Below are 20,786 nucleotides of genomic sequence, written 5' to 3' on the forward strand. Positions count from 1 at the left end.
CTGATGACCACACACCTGCGCCCGCCGCCTTCGGCTTGCCCTGCCTGCGCTGTCGTGCCCTCGGCCGAAGCGCTGGCCGAAACCGCGGCGGCGCAGGGTCGTATCCTGCTTTCACTGCCCACAATTCACTGCGCGACCTGTATTTCCGCGGTCGAAGGCACGCTGAGCCGGATGCCGGGGGTGCGGTCGGCCCGGGTCAACCTGACGCTGAAACGGGTGAGTGTCGAAGCCGATCCCGACGTGACGGCGGATGCGCTCGTCGCTCGGCTGGAGCGGCTGGGCTACGAGGCGCATGAACTTGACCCCGGGTCGCTTTCGATGACCGAGACTGACCGGCAGGGGCGCGATCTGCTCATGCGGCTTGGCGTGGCCGGCTTTTCGATGATGAACGTGATGTTGCTGTCAGTGGCGGTCTGGTCGGGCGCCGAGGATGCAACGCGCGACCTGTTTCACTGGATTTCAGGCGCAATCGCCCTGCCGACCGTGGTCTTTTCGGGGCAACCCTTCTTCAAATCAGCTTGGGCCGCCCTGAAGGCGGGGCGTCTCGGCATGGATGTCCCGATCTCCCTCGCGCTGATCCTTGCTTCGGCGATATCGGTTTTCGAGACCTTCCACAGCGGCCGCCATGCCTATTTCGATGCGGCCGTGATGCTGACCTTCTTCCTGCTCGCGGGGCGGTATCTTGATTATCGCACAAGGGCCGTGGCGCGTTCCGCCGCGCAAGAGCTTGCGGCGCTCGAAGTTCCCCGCGCGGCGCGCCTGAGGGACGGAATCGAGGAAAGCGTATTGATTGCCGATCTGGTTCCGGGCGATCTTGTGCGGGTGCGGCCCGGTGGGCGCGTGCCCGTGGACGGCGTCGTCGTCGATGGCACAAGCGAGATCGACCGTTCGCTTTTGACTGGCGAGAGCCTTCCCGTTTATGCCGGCCGCGACGTTGTTGTCAGCACCGGCGAGGTGAACCTGACCGGACCGCTGGTGGTGCGGGTTACGGCGGCAGGCAAGGACAGTTCACTGCACCGCATGGCCGACTTGGTGGCCGTGGCGGAGAGCGCGCGCACCAAATACACCTCGCTTGCCGATCAGGCGGCGCGGGCCTATTCGCCGATGGTGCATCTTCTGGCGCTGATGTCGTTCATCGGCTGGATGTATGTCTCGGGCGGGGATGTGCGGCTGGCAATCAACATTGCGGCGGCCGTGCTGATCATTACCTGCCCCTGCGCGCTGGGCCTTGCAGTGCCCGCTGTGGTCACGGCGGCCAGCGGCAAGTTGTTCCGCGCGGGCTTGCTGATCAAGGATGGCACAGCGCTGGAACGGCTGGCCGAGGTAGATACCGTCGTCTTTGACAAGACCGGAACGCTGACGCTGGGCGCGCCCGAACCGACCAACCTTGCCGCCCATCCCGAACGGGATCTGCAGGTGGCCCTGGCGTTGGCTTCGGCATCGTCGCATCCGCTTGCTGCGGCGCTGGTTCATGCAGGGCAGGGCGCGGGGCTTCGGGCGGCGCAGGTTGACGATCTGCGTGAAGTGCCGGGCTTTGGCATCGAGGGGCTGTGGCAGGGGCTTCCCGTGCGGCTGGGGCGGGCTGCCTGGGTCGGCGCCGATCCGCTTGACGTGACTGCAACCTATCTGCGCATCGGCCAGGAAGCCCCGCGCGCCTTTACCTTCGCCGATCGGCTGCGCCCGGGTGCCGAGGCGGCTGTGTCCGCCCTTCTGGCGCAAGGGGCCGAGGTGCATCTGATTTCGGGCGATGTGGCCGGCGCGGTGCGCGAACTTGCCCAGCGGCTCGGCATCCCGAACTGGGAGGCCGGGGCCCTTCCGGCCGAAAAGGCCACCCGCGTCATGGCGCTGACGGCCTCGGGCCGCAAGGTTCTCATGGTGGGCGACGGGTTGAACGATACCGCAGCGCTGACGGCGGCGCATGTATCGATTTCGCCAGCCTCGGCGCTGGATGCGGCGCGGGTTGCCTCGGACATCGTGCTTCTGGGCAAGGATATCGCCCCGATTGCCGAGGCACGCCGCGTGGCCATCAAGGCGACAAAGCGTATCCGCGAGAACTTTGGCATTTCGGCGCTTTACAACGTGGTTGCAGTGCCCATCGCATTGCTGGGCTTTGCCACGCCACTTGCCGCGGCACTGGCGATGTCGCTCTCGTCGATCACCGTATCGCTGAACGCGCTGCGTCTGAAGTAATCGCCCCGGAGAGACATCATGGACATTCTCGCTTTTCTCATCCCCATTTCCCTGTTTCTGGGGGGGGTGGGGCTTGTCGCATTCTTCTGGTCGCTCAAGAACCGCCAGTATGACGATCCCGAAGGGGATTCGCGTCGGATCCTGAATACCGACTACGATGACCATCCCAAGGCATGACCAGGAACCTGCCATGAAGAAGGGCCGGTGCATTGCACCGGCCCTTCTTGCATTCGGTTTGGCGGCTGTCACTGGCCGATGGTGAAGCACAACTGGTTGCGGGCCTGAAGCCTCCTGCAGGCAAGATCGGCCTGCTCCTGGCTGAGGCCCATGAAGGTTGCGTCAAAGCCGCTGTTGGACTGGTTGACCCGGCGCAACGATCCTTCCAGCGCATTCGGTTCGGCCAGTGCGGTCGTAAGAAGCACCCGCTCGGCCTCATGGCGCGAATTGTAGCGTCCGATGTTGATACCCCAGTGCCTGCCGCCGGAAGTGGAAACGCGGGTGACCACCTCGGCCGACGCGGCTGGCGCATCGGGCGCAACGGCAGCCAGCACCTCCCTTGGGCGCTCGACAACTTCCGGCGCGGGCGTTGCCATGACTGTGGTCGCAGTGGGCCGCGGGCGCGGCGCCGTATAGGGGATGGTGGCCGCCGCCGCCGGCGGTGCCGCGGCAAGCACGAGTTCTTCAGCCTCGACCGGAAGATCGGTGACCTCGGCCTCGGCCAGAACGGGCGTCTCCGGTGCCAGGCTGTCGGGCCGTGCCGGCGGGGGCGGGGGTGGCTCGGACGCGGCCCCCTCTTCGACAACTTCGGCAAGGATCGAGCTGATGTCGTCACGCATGGCGACCAGAAGCTCGGCCGGTGGTGGCGCGACGGGACGGGCGGCAGGGCGCGGGCTGCGCTGCACAGCGGCCACGATCGGCGCCGCCGCCGTGCTGGCCGGGGCACTGTAGGCCGGCGGAGCGGGACGATTCACGGCCACCTGTGCCGGGGCACTGCGGAAGCCCAGGTCCAGCAGTTCTGCGACCTTCTGATTGCGCTGGGCGGTCGACGTGCCGCCAAAAACGGTGGCGATGATCCGGGTCTGGCCCCGTTCTGCCGAGGCAACAAGATTGAAGCCAGCCGCGCGGGTGAAGCCGGTCTTGATGCCGTCGGCGCCCTTGTAGGCATCCAGGAAGCGCGCGTTGGTGCTTTGTACCGTGGCGATGCCGGCATCGGCCGAGCGGCGCGAGAAGATGTTGTAGTACTGCGGGTAGTCGTAGAACAGGCGCCGGCCCATGATCGTCATGTCGCGGGCGGTCGAAAGATGGCCGGATGCGGTAAGGCCATGGGCGTTCTTGAAGGTGGTGTTGTTCATGCCAAGCGCGCGGGCGGTCCGCGTCATCCGCTCGGAAAAGGCGGCTTCGGAACCCGAAATCGCCTCGCCAATAGCGGTTGCGGCGTCGTTGGCCGACCGGATGGCTGCGGCGCGAATGAGATAGCGCAACGCGATCGTCTGGCCGGGCTTCAGCCCGAGCTTTGACGGAGGCTCGTTCGCGGCCTTCTGTGAAATGCGCACCTGCGTATCCAGGGTGATCTCGCCGTTGCGGATCGCCTCGAACGCCACATAAAGCGTCATCATCTTGGTCAGCGATGCGGGGTGCAGCCGGGTGTCGGCATTCTGCGCATGCAGAACCTCACCCGAGCGGGCATCCATCACCATCGCTGCATAGGGTGCGGCGAACGCCGCCCCCGGAAGCGCCGCGAGGATGCAGACCAACGACATCGCAACGAAAATACGGACATGCTGCCCCAGAGACGGTTTCACGTCACCTGTCCTTTTCCTGCCTGTGCCCGGTTCTTTGCGGGCTTTTTCTGCCTGTCGAGAAAGGCTAACACAGCACAACCTCCGCGAAAAGCCCGGATTCCCGGGGCTTTTTAACCAAGAAGGACAGGCGCAACATCTTGCGCAGGCATCCTCATCCACCGCAAGTTCATCCGTCACCAACCCTTCGTCGTCACCCGTCCAGCGTGGCGACCAGATCGGGCAATGCGCCAAGATCGGGCAGCTCGCGGAATCGCGCGTGATCTGTCGGCGCGACGGCGTGTTCCAGTTCCCAGGTCAGCGGGTGAGGCACGAAAACGCCCCAGCCACCTGCCTCGAGAGCCGGAATCACGTCCGAGCGCAGAGAGTTTCCGACCATCATCGCACGCGCGGGCCCATCCCCGTGACGAGCAAAAACCGTGCCATACGTGGCTGGCGACTTGTGTGAAACGATCTCGACCGCGTCGAACAGATCCCCCAGCCCCGACTGGGCAAGCTTCCGCTCCTGATCCAGCAGATCGCCCTTTGTGATCAGAACGATCCGATGATGCGGGGCCAGGGCCTCGATTGCGTCGCGCGCATGGGGCAAAAGCTCGATCGGGTGGCGGAGCATCTCGCGACCCGTCGCGATAAGCTCGGCAATCACGCTGGCGGGTACCCGCTCCTCGGTCACCTCGATCGCAGTCTCGATCATCGAGAGGACAAATCCCTTGATGCCGAACCCATAGTGCCCGAGGTTGCGCCGCTCCGCCTCGAGCAGGCGGGCCTGAAGCGCACCGGGCTCGGTATGGTCGGACAGCAGTTCTGCGAAGCGGTCTTGCGTCATGCGGAAGAAACGTTCGTTCTGCCACAATGTGTCGTCGGCGTCGAAGCCGATGGTGCTCAGGGTCATGGGCGCCTCCATTGCCCGCCTTTCTGAGCCGCCTCCGGACCCGGGGCAAGAGCCCTTTTCTTGCGGGGCAGATGGGTTATATTGCGCTTGACGAAACTCAGCCGAACCCCGCCGGAGATACCCGTGACCCCTCTGCACCGCATGATGTCCGATGACAAGGATCAGCGCGACGGCGATGCCTGGATCGTCACCAAGACGCGGCCCAAGACGCAGCGCCCGCCTCTGTACAAGGTCTTGTTGTTGAACGACGATTATACGCCCATGGAATTCGTCGTGCATGTGCTTGAACGCTTCTTTGGCCTGAGCCACGCCCAGGCGTTCGAGATCATGCTGACCGTGCACAAGAAGGGACTTGCGGTGGTCGGGGTCTTTTCCTTCGAGGTGGCCGAAACCAAGGTGGCGCAGGTCATGGATTTCGCGCGTCGTCATCAGCATCCGCTGCAGTGCACGATGGAAAAGGAATAGGCCGGGAGGCCCGCCATGTTATCGTTGCGTCTTCCTCTTGCGCTTGAGGGCGGGGCCTTTGTGCTTCCTGCTGATGGCCGCATCGCCGTTCTTGGCCCTGCTGCCGGCACGGATCTTGGCTGCTTGCCGCAGGAGCGCGTGCATGTGATTCAGGGCTTTCGCCCGGACCGTGATTTCTTTGCGGACCGGGGCTTGGAAACAGGTGTTGCGCCTGAAGGCGACTATTGCGCCGCGATCATCTGTTTGCCCCGGTCCCGATCGGCGGCGCTGGCGATGCTGGCGCTTGCCACGGCACATCTTCCTCTCGGCGCACCAATCGTGGTGGATGGGCAGAAGACCGACGGAGTGGATTCGATGCTGCGTCTGTTGCGCACCCGCACCGACACCGGGCCGGCGCTTTCGAAGGCGCATGGCAAGCTGTTCGTGTTCGCGTCGCCGGGGGCTGATGTGCTGGCGGACTGGGCCGCTGCGCCCATCCATCTGGCTTCGGGGTTCCAGACCTGGCCCGGGGTCTTTTCTGCGGATGGCGTCGATCCGGCCTCGGCGCTTCTTGCCGCGGCACTGCCCGACCGATTGCCGGCGACTGTTGTCGATCTGGGTGCCGGCTGGGGATATCTTTCTGCGGCAATCCTTGCGCGTCAGCGTGTCGAACAACTGCATCTCGTCGAGGCCGATCACGCCGCCCTGTCCTGCGCGAAGGTTAATATCACCGATCCACGCGCGCAGTTCCACTGGGCGGATGCGACGACCTTCACGCTGCCCGTTCCTGTGGAAGCAGTGGTGATGAACCCGCCCTTTCACAGCGGCCGTGCCGCCGATCCGGCGCTGGGCCAGGCCTTCATCGCCGCCGCGGCGCGGCTTCTTCGTCCGCAGGGTGTCCTGTGGCTGGTCGCCAACCGCCATCTGCCGTATGAAGATGTCCTGCGGCAGCGATTCCGCGAAGTCGAGGCCGTGGGCGGAACGCCCGCCTTCAAGCTCTTGCGGGCGTCGAAACCCGCTGCCCCACTGTCTGGTCGCCGCGGCTAGGCCGCGCCACAAGGGTTCTGTTCCATGTCCTTCTCCATCTCGGGCAAGACTGCCATCGTTACGGGTGCCGCCAACGGAATCGGGCTGGCCATCGCCCGGCACCTGATCGACGAGGGCGCGAACGTGATGTTCGCCGACATCGACGAAGAGCGACTTGAGGCCGAAGTGGGCGAAGAGGCCGAGAAAGAGGGCGCGGTTCGTTTCTTTGCCGGAGACCTGCGGCAGAAGTTGACGATCGCCAACCTTGTGTCCGCAACTTTGGACGCCTTTGACCGGATCGACATCCTTGTGAACGCGAGCCGGCAGATGCTGCATTCCGATCCGCTGAGCGTGGATGACGACGGGATGGAAACCCTGTTGCAGCAGAATCTCCTGACTAGCCTGCGGCTGAGCCAGGCTGTCGCCAAGCGCATGATCACTCAGGGCAAGGGTGCGCCCGAAGGTGCGCCGCTTGGGTCGATCATCAACCTGTCCTCGATCGCGGCACACCGCACCCGGCCCGAACTTCTGGCCTATTCGGTCAGCGCGGCGGCACTGGATCAGATGACGCGGTCCCTGGCGGTCGCACTTGCTCCGCACCGGATCCGGGTCAATGCCGTCGGCTTTGGCAGCGTCATGAGCGCGAGCCTGAAAGAAGCCCTGCGCGAGAACGAGAGTTACCGCGCAGCCATTGCCCAGGGGACGCCGATGGGCCGCATCGCCGCCCCGCACGAGGTGGCGGAGGCGGTTCAGTTCCTTGCCTCGGATGGTGCCGGGTTCGTGACAGGTCAGATCCTGACCGTGGACGGGGGGCGCACGCTGCTTGATCCGGTCGGCTGTGCCGCGCATTAGCCGGTTGCATGAGCATGACAGCCGAGGCCTGCATGCCTCTCCGACTCGAAAACCAGGACGCGAGGTGGTTTGACCACGCCCCATATGAGGTTCCGTGGAACTCCTGAACGCCGGTCGCTGGTTGATTCAGTCCGGCAGCACCTTGCCCGGGTTCAGGATCCCCTCGGGATCCAGGGCCTTGCGCAGCGATCGCATGACCTCCAGCACGACCGGATCCTTGCGGCGCGCCATGGTCGGCTTCTTGCTTGTGCCGATGCCGTGCTCGGCCGAGAAGCTGCCGCCAAGCAGTGCCACGACATCTTCCACCGTTTCCCGAAGGCGGTCCTTGAACACCGGGTCACCATCGGTCGGGAAGATGGTGAAATGCAGATTGCCATCGCCCAGATGCGCGATGCTCAGCGTTTCAGCCTGTGGGTCGAGCGCAGCAATGCGAACCCGGACCTCGGTCTCGAACCTCGCCACGAGGTCAAGCGGAACGGCGACGTCCGTATCGACGATCGGTGACTGCCCCAGGGTGATCTCGGCCGCGGCCTCGCGCCGGGCCCACATTTCCGATCGCTGCGCATCGGAGCGCGCGACCACGGCATCCAGCACGGCGCCGCTTTCGGCAAGGTCGAACAATGTCTCCTCGAGCAGCGTGACAAGCGGGATGCTGCCATCTTCGCGGGGATGCGCGTCGCGTGGGCTGGTGGAGGCGATCTCGACCAGGATGTTGACATCGTGTTCCTGCGCAAAGGGCGCACGCATCTCGGGCTTGCGGGCAAGCAGGCGGCGCATATAGGCGCGAGGCATGTATTCGAAGGCCTCGACCAGCCCGGCCGTGGCCTCCTGCAGGCGGTTGAGAAGATCAAGCGCCACCCCCAGATCGGCGGTGGCAACCATCGCGGTTGCATAGGCACGGGGGGCGGGCACAAGTTTCAGGACCGCACCGGTGATGATGCCCAGCGTGCCCTCGGCGCCGATGAACAGATCGCGCAGATCATAGCCGGAATTGTCCTTGTGCAGCGCGCTTTGCAGATCAAGGATCCGTCCGTCGGCAAGAACCACCTCAAGCCCAAGGCACAAGGCACGGGTATTGCCGTAGCGCAGCACGTTTGATCCGCCGGCGTTTGTGGAGAGAGCACCGCCAATCATTGCCGATCCGCGCGCGCCGAACATCAAGGGAAAGCTCAGTCCCAGTTTTCCCACTTCCTCGTGCAGAGTGGCGAGGACCACTCCGGCCTCGACCACGGCAGTCCGCGCCGAGCGGCGGATCTCGCGGATGCGGTTCATGCGTTCGAGCGAGAGCATGAGCGCGCCTTCCGCCACCGTTCCCCCCGTCAGCCCCGTATGGCCCGAAACCGGCACGACAGGCACACGCGCCGCATGGGCAAGGCGCATGACCGCGGAAACTTCAGCGGTCGAGCCGGGCCGCAGGACAGCGAGCGGCGTCCATTCATACTGTCCGGTCCAATCGCGCCCGTAGCGCGCCGCATCCGCCCCGCACAACACCTGGGTCGCCCCCAGAAGGCGGCGCAATTCCTCGATCAGTTCCATGCCTTTTCCCCGCAGCCTCGGCCCCGAACTAGCCACGACCTGCGACGATTGACCAGTGCTATTCAGCCGGTGCGGTGCCCTCGGCGCGATCAAGCAGTTCCAAGACGCGTGGCCCGAGGGCCTCCACGATCAGCTCCACGCCCCGGGCATTGGGATGGATATGGTCGCCCTGCATCAGGTCGGCAAAGCTCTCGCCGGCATCGGCCTTGTCCATCATCGGCTGAAAGATGTTGGGCGCGTGCAAGGCGCCGAATTCCGCCGCAAGCTCTGGATACATTGCATCGAAGGCCCGACGGAACTCGGGGCCGTAATTGCCGGGCGCCGGAAGACCGACCAGAAGCACCGGCACCGCACGGTCGGCGGCGGCCTGCAGGATGGCCTCCAGATTGGCGCGGCTTGTGGCCGGATCGATGCCGCGCAAAAGGTCGTTGCCCCCAAGCGCCACGATCATGGCATCGGGCGCATCGGCGAGGGCCCAGGCAACGCGTGCCCGGCCGCCAGCGGTTGTATCCCCGGATACGCCTGCGTTGATGACGGTCACATCCCGTCCCTGATCCTGCAGCCACCGTTCAAGCTGGGGCACAAGGCCATCCTCGGGGGGCAGCCCATAGCCTTGCGTCAAACTGTCGCCCAGGGCCAGAAGTGTTGTTGCAGTGGCGAAACCGGGGGCAAGGGCGAGTATAGCGGCGACTGATGCCGCGATGCAGCGGTTGCGCAATTGCGCCGCTGCACCATATGGCTTGGCAAAGGCTTTGATCAGCGTGGCGCGGAGGTACTTCATGACGGACCCTGTTCTGAGGCTTCTGGATGTGCGGCTGACGCTGCAGGGCAACGCCGGCCCGGTCGATATCCTCAAGGGAATCACGCTTGAGGTCGGGCGCGGGGAAACGCTGGGGCTGGTCGGGCCATCGGGTTCGGGCAAATCGTCACTCCTCATGCTCATGGGCGGGCTGGAACGCGCCACCGGCGGAACGGTGCAGGCCCTGGGCCATGACCTGACGGCCATGAACGAAGACGCGCTGGCCCGCTTTCGCAGAGGCAATATGGGGGTGGTGTTTCAATCCTTCCACCTTATCCCGACAATGACCGCCCTTGAAAACGTAGCGACACCGCTGGAACTGGCCGGTCACAGCGATGCCTTCGACCGCGCCGCCGCCGAGCTTCGCGCCGTGGGTCTTGGTGACCGGATGGATCACTATCCTGCGCAGATGTCGGGCGGCGAACAGCAGCGTGTGGCCCTGGCGCGTGCCGCGGCGCCCCGGCCGGCGCTGCTGCTTGCGGATGAGCCGACGGGGAACCTTGATGGCGCGACGGGCACGGCGATCATGGACCTGCTGTTCGATCTGCGCGACCGCCACGGTGCGACGCTTGTTCTTGTCACCCATGCGCCCGAGCTTGCCGATCGCTGTGACCGGATCGTGCGGTTGCGCGACGGCCTCGTCGTTGGCGAGGATCGCCAGCAGAAGCGCGCGGCGGAATGAGCGCCGCCGTCGCCTTTCGCCTGGCGCGCCGCGAATTGCGCGGTGGCCTGGCCGGCTTCCGGATCTTTCTGGCCTGCCTTGTGCTGGGTGTCGCCGCGATCGCCGCCGTGGGCACGATCCGCGCCAGCCTTGAGGCTGGCCTGCGCGAACAGGGCGCTGTTCTTCTGGGTGGCGATGCGGCACTCAGCTTTACCTATCGTTTTGCCACCGATGCGGAGCGGGCCTGGATGCAGGATCAGGCTGAACGCGTGTCCGAGATCGTGGATTTCCGCTCGATGGCCACCGTGGGCGAGGGGCTGGGTGCGGACCGGGCCCTGACCCAGGTCAAGGCCGTGGACGATGCATACCCCCTTGTGGGCGAGGTGCGCCTTGATCCCCCTATGCCCATGGCGGCGGCGCTTGATGGTGGCGATCTGCCGGGTGGCGTGATGGACCGGCTGCTGGCCGACCGGCTTGCGATTGCGCCCGGCGATGTGTTCCGTCTGGGTGTGCAGGAGTTCCGGCTGACCGCGATCCTTGTGGGCGAGCCTGACAGCAGCGCCGGGGGCTTTACCTTCGGCCCCCGCACCATTGTCGCGACCGAGGCGCTGGCCGGGTCCGAACTTCTGGGCCCCGGCACACTGTTCGATACCCGCTACCGGCTTGATCTGCCCGAAGGCGCCAACCTTGGCGCGCTGCGTGCCGAGGCCTTGCGCGCCTTCCGCGACAGCGGCCTGCGCTGGCAGGACCGTCGCAACGGCGCGCCCGGGGTTGATCGCTTCGTGGACCGGGTGGGGGCCTTCCTTGTGCTGATGGGCCTGGCCGGGCTGGCGGTGGGCGGGGTCGGCGTATCCTCGGCCGTGCGCGCCTATCTGGAGCGCAAGGTGCCGGTTATCGGCACGCTCAAGACACTTGGCGCGACCGGGGGCATGATCTTCTTCATCTATGCGCTGCAGATCGGTGCGCTGACGCTGTTGGGGGTAGCGCTTGGCCTTGTTCTGGGCGCGGGGGTGCCGCTTGCGCTCGCGCCGGTGATCGAGGCGCGGCTTCCGATTCCGGCGACCTTTGCCCTTTATCCTGCCCCCTTGGCCGAGGCTGCGCTTTACGGTGTCCTGACGGCGGCGGTCTTCACGCTCTGGCCCCTTGCGGCAACCCGCGAACTGCGTGCAGCGGCGTTGTTTCGCGGAACGGACCAAGGTGCGCGCCGCTGGCCGGGGCCGATCTGGATTGCCGCAACCGCCCTTCTGCTGAGTGCGCTGGTGGGCTCGGCCGTGTGGTTTTCCGGCGTGGCACGGCTTGCGCTGGGCGCGGCGGGTGGCGTTCTGGCGGCACTTGGGGTGCTGGCGCTCGCGGCGCTTGCGCTGCGCCTTGGTATGCGGCGGCTGGCGCGATCATCGGTGTTGCGTGGCCATACCGCGCTGCGGCTGGCCGTCGGCGCCATCGGTGGCCCACGGTCCGAGGCGGGATCGGTGATCCTGTCGCTGGGCCTGGGTCTCGCGGTGCTGGCCGCGGTCGGACAGATCGAAAGCAACCTGCGCGGCGCCATCGAAGGCGATCTGCCCGAACGCGCGCCTTCCTACTTCTTCGTCGATATTCAAGGCGATCAGCTCCCCGGCTTTCTTGCGCGTCTGGAGGATGATCCGGGGGTGTCGCAGGTGGAAACGGCGCCGATGCTGCGCGGGATCGTGACGCGGATCAATGGCCGCCCCGCGCGCGAGGTCGGTGGTGACCACTGGGTGCTGCGCGGCGACCGGGGCGTGACCTATTCCGCCGCCCGCCCCGACGATGTCGAACTGACCGAAGGCGAATGGTGGCCCGAAGACTACGACGGCCCTCCCGTGATGAGCTTTGCCGCCGAAGCCGGCGCCGAGATGGGGCTGCGTCTGGGGGATGAGGTCACTGTCAACATCCTTGGCCGCGACATCACCGCAGCGATCACCAGTTTCCGCAATGTCGATTTCTCGACCGGCGGGATCGGCTTCGTGCTGTCGATGAACCCCTCGGCGCTTGCCGGCGCGCCCCACACCCATATTGCCACCGTCTATGCCGAGGAAATGGCCGAAGCGGCGATCCTGCGCGACCTGGCCACGGCCTATCCCAACATCACCGCGATCCGGGTTCGGGACGTGATCGGCCAGGTTTCCGAGGCGCTCTCGGCGATTGCCACGGCCACGGCCTATGCGGCAGGCGCCACGCTTCTGACCGGGTTCATCGTGCTGATCGGTGCGGCGGCGGCGGGCGAACGGGGCCGTCTGTTCGAGGCGGCGGTGCTCAGGACGGTCGGGGCCAGCCGGGCGACAATCCTGGCAAGTTTTGCCCTGCGGGCCGCACTGATGGGCGCGGCTGCGGGCGCTGTTGCAATCGCTGCGGGGGCGGCGGCGGCCTGGGCGGTCATGCGCTTCGTGATGGAGGTTCCGTTCCGGTTCGAGCCGATGACAGCCCTTGCCATCGTGGCCGGTGGGGTGGTGGCGACGCTTTTCGCAAGCCTGCTGTTCGCGCTGCGACCCCTGGCAGCGCGCCCGGCCCAGGTGTTGCGCCAGCAGGAATAGCGATCTCAGCGACGAAAGCTGTCCACAAAGCTCCGATCGATCCGGTCCTTGAGCCACCACGGCCATCGCCCCCGAAGTGAGAGGCCGTGATAGATCGCAATCGCCCGCCTGTCACCGCAGGAGACAAGGCGCAGGTAATCGCCTTGCGGATCATGGCGGCGCAAGCTGTCGCCCGTCGTTGCGGCGATCAGGTTATGGGCCAGGATCGGCGCCTGGCGCACGGCAAAGACCCCGGCCTTCGGGCGCGGCGCATGGGCCAGATGGGCGCAATCCCCTGTGGCAAAGATCGTTGGATCGCCGGGGATGTGCAACTGGGGCGTCACCGAAACAAAACCCTCGACAAGCGGCAGGCCGGACCCGATCAGCGCCTGAGGTGCCCGTGCCCCGGCTGCCGTGATGACCATGCCGGCCGGGTGGCTGACGCCATCCGCCAGTGTCACGCTGTTGCTGCCCAGGCCTGCGACGACCGTTTCTTCAAGAAGAATGACACCGGCACGATGGATGGCCTTGCGCAGCATCCTTTCTGCGCGCCTCCCGAGGCCGGCGAAGGCCTTGCTCCGGTCGACAAGCAGAACCTCGGGCCGCGCCGGGTCTGATCGAAGGCGCCAGGCTGCGGCGAGGGCAAGCTCGAACCCGGCAAGCCCCGCGCCGATCACACAGAGGTTCGGCGGACAGACCCCGGCCGCGCGATCGGCGAGAAACCTGTCCCAGCGGTCGATCAGCGGCGTCAGAGGCTTGGCTGGCGTCGCATGCCGGGCGCCCGGCAGATCCAGCCGGAGGTCAGCGCCGATGTCCAGCGACAGGAGATCAAACGGGATCTCGTCGCCCGAACTCAGCCGCAGCGATCTGCGGTCCATGTCCAGGGCCAGCATCCGCGCCTGAAGCAGCGTCGCACCTGCGCGTTCAGCCAGCTGCGCAAGGTCAATCTGGGCCAGTTCGCGCGGATAGTGCCCCGCCAGCACCCCCGGCACCATGCCGCTGTAGCTTGCTTGACGTGCGGGATCGATCAGTGTGAGCTGCGCGCGCGGGCGGTTCTTGCCGGCATAATCCCGAAGCACCAGCGCGTGGCTGTGGCCACCCCCCACCATCACAAGGTGCGGTTCCTTCCGGGGCAAGACGCGCGTTCGCGGGGCAGACTGTGGCACGATCGTTCCTATCGGTGCGGGGGTGAATTTCCTCTTGACGCCCGGACGCCGCTCCCCTACCTAGCGCGCACCCAGTGGCGGAGTAGCTCAGTTGGTTAGAGCAGCGGAATCATAATCCGCGTGTCGGGGGTTCAAGTCCCTCCTCCGCTACCATCACACCACATGAAAACCAGGCGTGAGGCAATTGCGCCCGACGGTCTTGTCGAGAGGGTGCAACCGCGTCCTGCCGGGGCTGATGTCGGAGACCGGGCATCCTCCCGGATGCCTGGTCTTGCTGATCTCGATGCCATTTCCCGCCGTGAAATGCGGTATGAGCCCGTGGCGCAGGTGCAAACGCTGCGGGGTGGTCGGGCTTCAGATAACCCCGCTGTCAAGCCCACCCGCGCAACTGGATCTGCTTCGGCTGCCCGACGGGTGTTGTTGCTGGCGACCCCTGCGTCACCTTCGGTGCCATGGAGAAGCTCACCCTTGCAGGGGTCAAGGGGGGGGCGGACGATGTTCGGATCCTGCGCGCGCCTGCACCCTCATCATCGGGATCATCTCGTCAAAGCCCGGAACGATGGTGCTTTGCATCGGTGTGTGGGAACGCAACACTCCGTCGGTTCGCATGACAGGCCGGAACTCGGCGATCCTTGGCCAGGTCCGCTAGCGGCGACCAGACGGAAGCCGTCCGGATCATCGCCCCGACGCAGCGTCGCAGCCGGTCCGAACAGCGCGAGCGTTTGTCCTGCAGGATCAGGAGATCAGGATCAGGCCGGCACGTCATGCGATCAGGGCAATCACGTCCGTTGGCCGGGCAGGGCGGCAGGACTTGCGACAGCCCCCCGAGTGCGGGGAATAGCCGCCGCCGGAAGAGAGACTGGTCGCCATCCGGTTCCGTAAGGACGCCGGCTTCGTCATGTGGCGCAAGCAGATGAGCGGGGGGGGGGGCGGTGCCTCCGGGCCCGAGGATCATTGGCGCCAGCTGAAAAAGTTCCGCGGCGCCCGTGCCAACAGCCGTTCGGCGATCTCACGGCCCAGGGCGGCGCCGTCGGCGATCGGCGCGCGGCCTTCCTCGAACAGCGCTTCCGAGCCATCGGGGCGCAGGATCTCGCCGCGCAGCCACAGCGTGTCACCCTGCAGTTCCGCCAAGCCCGCGATCGGCGTTTCGCAGGATCCGTCCAGGGCGGCAAGCAAGGCCCGTTCTGCCGCAAGCCGTTGCCCGGTAGGCACATCGTGGATCTGCGCCAGGAGCGCGGCGATATGGCTGTCGGCCTCGCGCCACTCGATCCCGATCGCCCCCTGCGCGATGGCCGGCAGCATATCGGACGTTTCGATCGGCGCGCGCGGCAAGTCGGTCAGCCCCAGCCGATTGAGGCCTGCCATGGCAAGAAAGGTCGCCACTGCCACACCATCTTCCAGCTTGCGGCGCCGGGTCTGGACGTTGCCGCGGAACTCGACCACCTGCAGATCGGGGCGACGGACAAGAAGCTGCGCACGCCGGCGCAGGCTCGAGGTTCCGACAACCGCGCCCTGTGGCAGATCCGCAATGCCGCCATGATGCAGCGATACAAAGGCATCGCGGGGATCTTCGCGCGGCAGGAAGCAGCGCAGCGTCAGCCCGTCCGGCTGCAGAACCGGCATGTCCTTCATCGAATGAACCGCGATATCGATGCCGCCGCTCAGCATGGCGTCCTCGATTTCCTTGGTGAACAGGCCCTTGCCGCCGATCTCTTTCAGCGGCCGGTCGATCACCCGGTCCCCGGTTGTCTTGATGACGATGATCTCGAAGGCCTCTTGCGGCAGGCCATGGGCCGCCATCAGGCGGTCGCGTGTCTCGTGGGCCTGGGCCAGCGCCAGCGGTGAGCCGCGTGTGCCGATCTTCAGGGGGCGGTCGGGGGTGGGCAAATCCTGTGTCATGCGCCCAGCCATAGCCGCGACACTTGCGCCTGACAACTGCCCGCCGCCTTGACATCACGCCGCCAAACCGGGACGACACAGCAAAGAGGAGCCGAGATGACCAGCACATCCCCCCGTGACAAGACGATCCTGCGCGCGCTGCAAGGCGAGGTTCTTCCGACGCCGCCGATCTGGATGATGCGCCAGGCAGGACGCTATCTGCCCGAATACCGGGCCACCCGGGCAAAGGCGGGCGACTTTCTGTCGCTGTGCTACACGCCCGAACTGGCGGCCGAGGTGACGTTGCAGCCGATCCGTCGCTATGGCTTCGACGCAGCGATTCTCTTTGCCGATATCCTGCTTCTGCCGCAGGCGCTGGGGGCGGATCTGTGGTTTGTCACCGGCGAAGGGCCGCGCCTTTCCACCGTCACGGGCGCGGCGGATCTGGCACGGTTGAAACCGGTAGCCGAGATCGACGCCGTGTTGAACCCGGTCTATGAAACGGTGCGGATCCTGTCCCGGGAATTGCCGGCCGAAACGACGTTGATCGGCTTTGCCGGCGCGCCCTGGACGGTCGCGACCTACATGATCGCGGGGCGCGGCACCCCGGATCAGGCCCCGGCCCACCGCCTCAAGGATGAGGATCGCCCTACCTTCGAGGCGCTGATCGATCTGATCACGCGGGGTACGATCGAATACCTTTCCGCGCAGATCCAGGCAGGCGCCGAAGTCGTGAAGCTGTTCGACAGCTGGGCCGGCTCGCTTCGCGGCGCCGATTTTCAACGCTATGCCCTGGAACCGGCGCGCCAGATCATCACAGAGCTCAAGCAACGCCATCCGGGCGTGCCGGTGATCGCCTTCCCGCGTGAGGCCGGCCAAGGCTATGTCGGCTTTGCGCGCGCGACGGGCGCCGATTGCGTCGCGCTCGACAATTCGGTGACGCCGGAATGGGCGGCCGAACATGTTCAGGTCGATGGCTGTGTCCAGGGCAACCTTGCCTCGCGCCACATGGTGACGGGGGGCGAGGCGCTGGATGAGGAGACGCGGCGCATTGTCCGCGCCTTCTCGAAGGGGCCGCATATCTTCAACCTGGGCCACGGCATCACCCCGGACGCCGATCCGGGCAATGTCCAGCGCATGATCGACGTGGTGCGCGGCGGCTGAGCGCACCATCGGCCCGGCGGAGCTGCCTTCTGCCCCGCCGGATCAGCCTGTGGGCGTCAGACCCACTTGGCGAGCGGGGGCAGGCTCATCAATACCGCATTCGCATCATGGCCGGTGGCAAGCCCGAACTTGGTCCCCCGATCGTAGACAAGGTTGTATTCGGCATAGAGCCCGCGGTGGACAAGCTGCGCGTCACGGTCCGCCGCCGTCCAGTCCTGATGGCGGCGGCGTTCGACCACGCCGAGGAAGGCCGGCAGGAAGGCGCGCCCCACCGACTGGGTAAAGGCGAAATCGGCCTCCCAGTCACCGGTGTTCAGATCGTCATAGAAAATCCCGCCGACGCCCCGCGCGCGGCCTCGGTGCGGGATGAAGAAATACTCATCCGCCCAGGCCTTGAAGCGCGGGTAGTAGTCGGGGCTGTGGGGCATGCAGGCCTGGCGCAGCGTGTCGTGGAAATGGGCGGTATCTTCTTCATATTCGATGCAGGGGTTGAGATCGGCGCCGCCGCCGAACCACCAGGCATGAGGCGTCCAGAACATCCGCGTGTTCATGTGCACCGCCGGCACATGCGGATTGCGCATATGCGCGACAAGTGAGATGCCTGAGGCCCAGAACCGCGGATCGCTGTCCATTCCGGGCACGCCGCGCGCGGCCATGGCGCGTTGCGCCGCCTCGCCCAGCTGGCCATAGACGGCCGAGACGTTCACGCCGACCTTTTCGAAAACCCGGCCCCCACGCATCACGCTCATCAGGCCGCCGCCTGCGTCGCTGTCGCCGTCGGATTTGCGCCGCGTCTCGCTCAGTTCGAACCGGCCCGGGGGCAGTGCCTCGTCCTCATGCCGATCCTCGAGGGTTTCGAAGGCGGTGCAGATTTCATCGCGAAGGCTGCGGAACCAGCTGGCGGCGCGGGATTTCTCGGCTTCGAACGGTGCGGACATGGTTCCCCCTTCGGTTGTGGCCTGCCGCTCTGCAAGCCGTGAATTGGCACTTCCCAGCTTTGCCCTTATGTTGAGCGGAACCGCAAGCCCCCGGAGATGATATGCGCCTGCCCCTGACACTCTGCCTCGTCGCGCCTCTTGCGCTTGCCGCCTGCTCGAATCCGCGCGAACGCTGCATCAATGCGGCTACGGAAGAGCTGCGGGTGGTCAATGCCCTGGTGGCCGAGACCGAAACCAACCTTGACCGGGGCTATACGCTGATCCGCGAACCGGGTGTGCGCACGGGGCTGCATTTCTGCCTGTCACCCACCAACCCGTTCACCTTCTGCAGCACCGCCCAGCCGACGGTCACCGACCGCCCCACCGCCATCGATATTCGCGCCGAGGAACGCAAGCTGGCACAACTGCGTGCCAAGCAGAACGAGTTGACGATCCGGGCCGCCAGCAGCATCGCGGCCTGCGAACAGCAGCATCCCCGCCGGTAAGCGCCCCCGCTCTTGCCTGGGTTCGATGCCCTTCCCACAGGCAGTGGCCGGAACCATTCCCTGTGACCAGCGGTTCGCCTGACAGGATGTACCCCGCAAGGGCTGCATCTGCACAGGATGGTGAAGTCGAAACGGGAGGCAATGTGTTCAGCATGAAGATGGCGTTCGGGGCGGTCCGGCTCCAGGCATCGGCGGCCCGCTGCGGCAGGGGCCTGCCGCACGCCGCTGCACCCCAGGGCAGTTCCGGGGCGCGGGCAGGCGTGGCGGTGCCACGAGGCCGCGGGCTGGTGCCATGAGACGTGGTGTCATCGGTCCGGCGATGGTCGCGGCACTTGCCGCGCTGCTGGTTCTCCTGACGGTGCGCGGCCCTGAACGGGCGCACCGGGCGCCGCCCGGGACGCGCCTGCGGGCGGGGCGTGCCCCCATGGCAGAGGGCGGGCGGGGCCGGACGGCGGCGGGGCCACTTCAGATCCCGCTGGCGGGATGGAAGGATATCCTCTGGCGCAGCTACGGACAGTTGGGGCAGGATCGGGTGATGCTGGTTGCTGCGGGGGTGACGTTCTATGGCTTGCTCGCGCTGTTTCCGGCCCTTACGGCGCTGATCTCGGTCTATGGCCTGTTCGCGGATGCGGGAACCGTGGTGCGGCATGTCGGGATGATGGAAGGGCTGTTGCCCGATAGCGCAATCGAGATCCTGTCCGGCCAGATGGAGCGGATCGCCGCACAGCCTACGGGTCAGCTTGGGTTCGGCTTCGTCATGGGCCTTGGCATCACGCTCTGGAGCGCGAACAACGGCATGAAGGCGATCTTCGACGCGATGAATGTGGCCTATAACGAGGTCGAAGGACGTTCCTTCCTGCGCCTGACGGCGGTTTCCCTGTTCTTCACGCTTTGCGCCATGGCACTGGTCGTGGTCATCATCGGGGTTGTGGTGCTGTTGCCGGTCGCGCTGCGGTTCGTGGGCCTTGACGGGCTGGGCGAACTGGCGCTGCGGGTGGGCCGCTGGCCGGTGTTGCTGCTGGCGCTGATCGGAGCGATTTGCGTGATTTACCGCTTCGCCCCGGACAGGGAACGCCCGGATTGGCGTTGGGTCTGGCCGGGGGCGCTGGTTGCAGCGGTGGTCTGGGTCGCCGCCTCGATCGGGTTTTCCTGGTATGTCACCAGTTTCGACAGCTACAATGAAACCTATGGATCGCTGGGGGCGGTGATCGCCTTCATGGTATGGATGTGGGTTTCCGCAACGATCGTGATCATGGGCGCCGAACTCAACGCCGAGATGGAGCGTCAGACGCGCCGGGATTCCACAACAGGCGCACCGCTGCCCATGGGGCAGCGCGGGGCGCAGGCTGCAGATACCCTGGGCCAAAGCCGGTCATAAGGGCGGCGCTGCGGGATCGGGCGGCGCAGCCCTTTTGCCTGAGTGGCCTGGATCTGTCGGGCAGCCGCGCGTCTTTCCGCGATTGCTGGCGGTGCCGGTGATGCGGGTGCAGCAGATCTGGCCCTGCATGCGTGCCGCTTCCGATCAAGGTTAGTGAAAACCCTGCTGGGAAAGAGGAGCTTTGCCTGTTCGCCGGGGTGCTGGGCGCTGCCTTGCATGGGGCGGACGGCCCCGTCGGCGCGTCCGCGGGTCGATGGGGTCTGCCTGCGCCTCGCCAGGCGCGAGAGCTGTGGCGAAAGGTCCTCGATCCGCGTGGCGATGATGTGGATGACCGGGCTGTCGCGCTCGATCCGGCCGGTGACGCGCAGCAGGCGGCCGGCGGAGACGGCGCTGCGGAACATCTCGTAGGTGCGTTTCCAGACGACGATGTTGGAGACGCCGGTTTCATCCTCCAGCGTCAGGAATTCACGCCAGGCAGTGCAGATGCTCGCTGTTCCCGGTCCGGAGGCTGAGCGCGAAAGGCCCGTCAACCGGACGTTTCCGCAGCGCCCGGTCGCTGGCCAGTCGCGGAAACCATGTCGAAAGCAGGCGACGAGCCATCCCAGCGCAGATCCCACTCCCCTGATGTTCCGCTTTTGTTCTTGATGAGCGTCCAGCGATGCAGAGTCGAGTCCTCCGGCCCGAGGCCGGCCAGAGGTGTGCAGTGCCAGCGGGTCTCGACTGCGGCACTTCCCCCCGCCGACCCGGTCAGCAGGATCCCCAGCGTCCCCCCCGCCTCGGCGGCCAGCTGCAACCGCCGCCCCGCCTTCAGCGACAGCGGCTTCTGCGGCTCGGCAATCATCGCGGCGACGGCGGGTTCGCGCAGGATCTCCTCCGCCGCGCGCAGAAGCTCGGTCTCGGACGGTGCCCGCACAATATGCAGCTGCGCCGCCAGCCCTTCGGGCATCGCCTGCGGCATCAGCTGTTCCGCCACATGATCCGGCTGAACCCAGAACACCGGCCCCTCGCACCGCGCGACCTGCAACAGCCCAAAAAGCCGCCGGCCAGGCC

19 protein-coding genes and 1 tRNA gene are annotated in these 20,786 nt (G+C 66.1%); 11 read left to right on the forward strand and 9 right to left on the reverse strand.

Annotation, left to right across the window (positions count from 1 at the left end; translation table 11 throughout):
* Positions 1–3: 3 nt before the first annotated feature.
* Together ACFQXB_RS16645 and ccoS are read left to right on the forward strand one after the other, a co-directional pair.
* Positions 4–2,190: a heavy metal translocating P-type ATPase gene (locus ACFQXB_RS16645; protein WP_377406090.1), complete on the forward strand. Its 2,187-nt coding sequence runs from the start codon at positions 4–6 to the stop codon at positions 2,188–2,190.
* Positions 2,191–2,208: 18 nt separating this feature from the next.
* Entirely contained in the window at positions 2,209–2,367 is a 159-nt protein-coding gene (gene ccoS, locus ACFQXB_RS16650; RefSeq protein WP_377406092.1) for a cbb3-type cytochrome oxidase assembly protein CcoS, read from the forward strand.
* 68 nt (positions 2,368–2,435) lie between these two features.
* Here the strand turns inward: ccoS and ACFQXB_RS16655 are convergent, their stop codons facing one another.
* Together ACFQXB_RS16655 and ACFQXB_RS16660 are read right to left on the reverse strand one after the other, a co-directional pair.
* Entirely contained in the window at positions 2,436–3,950 is a 1,515-nt protein-coding gene (locus ACFQXB_RS16655; protein WP_377406165.1) for a D-alanyl-D-alanine carboxypeptidase family protein, read from the reverse strand.
* 232 nt (positions 3,951–4,182) lie between these two features.
* Entirely contained in the window at positions 4,183–4,881 is a 699-nt protein-coding gene (locus ACFQXB_RS16660; protein WP_377406094.1) for an HAD family hydrolase, read from the reverse strand.
* Between the two features lie 144 nt (positions 4,882–5,025).
* On the opposite strand from ACFQXB_RS16660, the gene clpS reads away from it, so the two are divergent.
* From clpS to ACFQXB_RS16675, 3 genes are read left to right on the forward strand one after another with little or no spacing between them, the layout of a single operon-like run.
* Positions 5,026–5,346, forward strand: coding sequence for an ATP-dependent Clp protease adapter ClpS (gene clpS / locus ACFQXB_RS16665; RefSeq protein ID WP_377406167.1), 321 nt, complete (start codon positions 5,026–5,028; stop codon positions 5,344–5,346).
* 15 nt (positions 5,347–5,361) lie between these two features.
* Complete coding sequence (locus tag ACFQXB_RS16670; protein ID WP_377406096.1) at positions 5,362–6,372, forward strand: class I SAM-dependent methyltransferase; 1,011 nt, start codon at positions 5,362–5,364, stop codon at positions 6,370–6,372.
* A gap of 24 nt (positions 6,373–6,396) precedes the next feature.
* Positions 6,397–7,203: an SDR family NAD(P)-dependent oxidoreductase gene (locus ACFQXB_RS16675; protein WP_377406098.1), complete on the forward strand. Its 807-nt coding sequence runs from the start codon at positions 6,397–6,399 to the stop codon at positions 7,201–7,203.
* Between the two features lie 126 nt (positions 7,204–7,329).
* Here the strand turns inward: ACFQXB_RS16675 and ACFQXB_RS16680 are convergent, their stop codons facing one another.
* Positions 7,330–8,739, reverse strand: coding sequence for an FAD-binding oxidoreductase (locus ACFQXB_RS16680; protein ID WP_377406100.1), 1,410 nt, complete (start codon positions 8,737–8,739; stop codon positions 7,330–7,332).
* A gap of 58 nt (positions 8,740–8,797) precedes the next feature.
* Positions 8,798–9,520 carry an arylesterase gene (locus ACFQXB_RS16685; RefSeq protein ID WP_377406102.1) on the reverse strand — a complete coding sequence of 241 codons (723 nt, stop codon included), beginning with the start codon at positions 9,518–9,520 and terminating at the stop codon, positions 8,798–8,800.
* On the opposite strand from ACFQXB_RS16685, the gene ACFQXB_RS16690 reads away from it, so the two are divergent.
* Positions 9,519–10,220: an ABC transporter ATP-binding protein gene (locus ACFQXB_RS16690; RefSeq protein ID WP_377406104.1), complete on the forward strand. Its 702-nt coding sequence runs from the start codon at positions 9,519–9,521 to the stop codon at positions 10,218–10,220. The two genes, ACFQXB_RS16685 and ACFQXB_RS16690, sit on opposite strands and share 2 nt — an antisense overlap.
* Positions 10,217–12,748 (forward strand): ABC transporter permease, encoded by a 2,532-nt coding sequence (locus tag ACFQXB_RS16695; RefSeq protein ID WP_377406106.1) that lies wholly within the window; start codon positions 10,217–10,219, stop codon positions 12,746–12,748. Before ACFQXB_RS16690 ends, ACFQXB_RS16695 begins: the two co-directional genes overlap by 4 nt.
* A gap of 5 nt (positions 12,749–12,753) precedes the next feature.
* On the opposite strand, the gene ACFQXB_RS16700 is transcribed toward ACFQXB_RS16695, so the two are convergent.
* Positions 12,754–13,863, reverse strand: a complete 1,110-nt coding sequence (locus ACFQXB_RS16700) for an FAD-dependent oxidoreductase (protein ID WP_377406108.1) — start codon at positions 13,861–13,863, stop codon at positions 12,754–12,756.
* A 106-nt stretch (positions 13,864–13,969) separates the two neighbouring features.
* On the opposite strand from ACFQXB_RS16700, the gene ACFQXB_RS16705 reads away from it, so the two are divergent.
* Positions 13,970–14,046 (forward strand) — tRNA-Met (locus ACFQXB_RS16705).
* Between the two features lie 798 nt (positions 14,047–14,844).
* On the opposite strand, the gene hemC is transcribed toward ACFQXB_RS16705, so the two are convergent.
* Complete coding sequence (hemC, locus tag ACFQXB_RS16710; protein ID WP_377406110.1) at positions 14,845–15,792, reverse strand: hydroxymethylbilane synthase; 948 nt, start codon at positions 15,790–15,792, stop codon at positions 14,845–14,847.
* A 96-nt stretch (positions 15,793–15,888) separates the two neighbouring features.
* On the opposite strand from hemC, the gene hemE reads away from it, so the two are divergent.
* Positions 15,889–16,935 (forward strand): uroporphyrinogen decarboxylase, encoded by a 1,047-nt coding sequence (hemE, locus tag ACFQXB_RS16715; protein ID WP_377406112.1) that lies wholly within the window; start codon positions 15,889–15,891, stop codon positions 16,933–16,935.
* 56 nt (positions 16,936–16,991) lie between these two features.
* Here hemE and hemF read toward each other — a convergent pair whose 3' ends face one another.
* Complete coding sequence (gene hemF / locus ACFQXB_RS16720) at positions 16,992–17,873, reverse strand: oxygen-dependent coproporphyrinogen oxidase (RefSeq protein WP_377406114.1); 882 nt, start codon at positions 17,871–17,873, stop codon at positions 16,992–16,994.
* Between the two features lie 101 nt (positions 17,874–17,974).
* Between hemF and ACFQXB_RS16725 the strand changes: the two genes are divergently transcribed.
* A complete protein-coding gene (locus tag ACFQXB_RS16725; RefSeq protein WP_377406116.1) occupies positions 17,975–18,358 on the forward strand; it encodes a hypothetical protein in 384 nt (127 codons plus the stop codon).
* 292 nt (positions 18,359–18,650) lie between these two features.
* Positions 18,651–19,736, forward strand: a complete 1,086-nt coding sequence (locus ACFQXB_RS16730; protein ID WP_377406118.1) for a YihY/virulence factor BrkB family protein — start codon at positions 18,651–18,653, stop codon at positions 19,734–19,736.
* On the opposite strand, the gene ACFQXB_RS16735 is transcribed toward ACFQXB_RS16730, so the two are convergent.
* Positions 19,643–20,353, reverse strand: coding sequence for an OB-fold nucleic acid binding domain-containing protein (locus tag ACFQXB_RS16735; protein WP_377406120.1), 711 nt, complete (start codon positions 20,351–20,353; stop codon positions 19,643–19,645). The genes ACFQXB_RS16730 and ACFQXB_RS16735 overlap by 94 nt on opposite strands.
* On the reverse strand, positions 20,263–20,733 hold the full coding sequence (locus ACFQXB_RS16740) for an ImuA family protein (RefSeq protein WP_377406122.1): 471 nt from the start codon (positions 20,731–20,733) through the stop codon (positions 20,263–20,265). The genes ACFQXB_RS16735 and ACFQXB_RS16740 overlap by 91 nt, the downstream gene beginning before the upstream one ends.
* Positions 20,734–20,786: the final 53 nt, after the last annotated feature.

The sequence above is a fragment of the Halodurantibacterium daqingense genome (assembly GCF_042666235.1).
In the GTDB taxonomy this organism is placed as follows: Bacteria; Pseudomonadota; Alphaproteobacteria; order Rhodobacterales; family Rhodobacteraceae; genus Halodurantibacterium; species Halodurantibacterium daqingensis.

Bases quoted from the DNA above. Each gene is read 5' to 3' on its own strand.
- hemE (WP_377406112.1), top strand. From the start codon at position 15,889: ATGACCAGCACATCCCCCCGTGACAAGACGATCCTGCGCGCGCTGCAA.
- ACFQXB_RS16660 (WP_377406094.1), bottom strand. From the start codon at position 4,881: ATGACCCTGAGCACCATCGGCTTCGACGCCGACGACACATTGTGGCAG.
- clpS (WP_377406167.1), top strand. From the start codon at position 5,026: ATGTCCGATGACAAGGATCAGCGCGACGGCGATGCCTGGATCGTCACC.
- hemC (WP_377406110.1), bottom strand. From the start codon at position 15,792: ATGACACAGGATTTGCCCACCCCCGACCGCCCCCTGAAGATCGGCACA.
- ACFQXB_RS16655 (WP_377406165.1), bottom strand. From the start codon at position 3,950: ATGTCGTTGGTCTGCATCCTCGCGGCGCTTCCGGGGGCGGCGTTCGCC.
- hemF (WP_377406114.1), bottom strand. From the start codon at position 17,873: ATGTCCGCACCGTTCGAAGCCGAGAAATCCCGCGCCGCCAGCTGGTTC.
- ACFQXB_RS16730 (WP_377406118.1), top strand. From the start codon at position 18,651: ATGAGACGTGGTGTCATCGGTCCGGCGATGGTCGCGGCACTTGCCGCG.
- ACFQXB_RS16690 (WP_377406104.1), top strand. From the start codon at position 9,519: ATGACGGACCCTGTTCTGAGGCTTCTGGATGTGCGGCTGACGCTGCAG.
- ACFQXB_RS16670 (WP_377406096.1), top strand. From the start codon at position 5,362: ATGTTATCGTTGCGTCTTCCTCTTGCGCTTGAGGGCGGGGCCTTTGTG.
- ACFQXB_RS16680 (WP_377406100.1), bottom strand. From the start codon at position 8,739: ATGGAACTGATCGAGGAATTGCGCCGCCTTCTGGGGGCGACCCAGGTG.
- ACFQXB_RS16725 (WP_377406116.1), top strand. From the start codon at position 17,975: ATGCGCCTGCCCCTGACACTCTGCCTCGTCGCGCCTCTTGCGCTTGCC.
- ACFQXB_RS16675 (WP_377406098.1), top strand. From the start codon at position 6,397: ATGTCCTTCTCCATCTCGGGCAAGACTGCCATCGTTACGGGTGCCGCC.
- ccoS (WP_377406092.1), top strand. From the start codon at position 2,209: ATGGACATTCTCGCTTTTCTCATCCCCATTTCCCTGTTTCTGGGGGGG.
- ACFQXB_RS16685 (WP_377406102.1), bottom strand. From the start codon at position 9,520: ATGAAGTACCTCCGCGCCACGCTGATCAAAGCCTTTGCCAAGCCATAT.
- ACFQXB_RS16695 (WP_377406106.1), top strand. From the start codon at position 10,217: ATGAGCGCCGCCGTCGCCTTTCGCCTGGCGCGCCGCGAATTGCGCGGT.
- ACFQXB_RS16645 (WP_377406090.1), top strand. From the start codon at position 4: ATGACCACACACCTGCGCCCGCCGCCTTCGGCTTGCCCTGCCTGCGCT.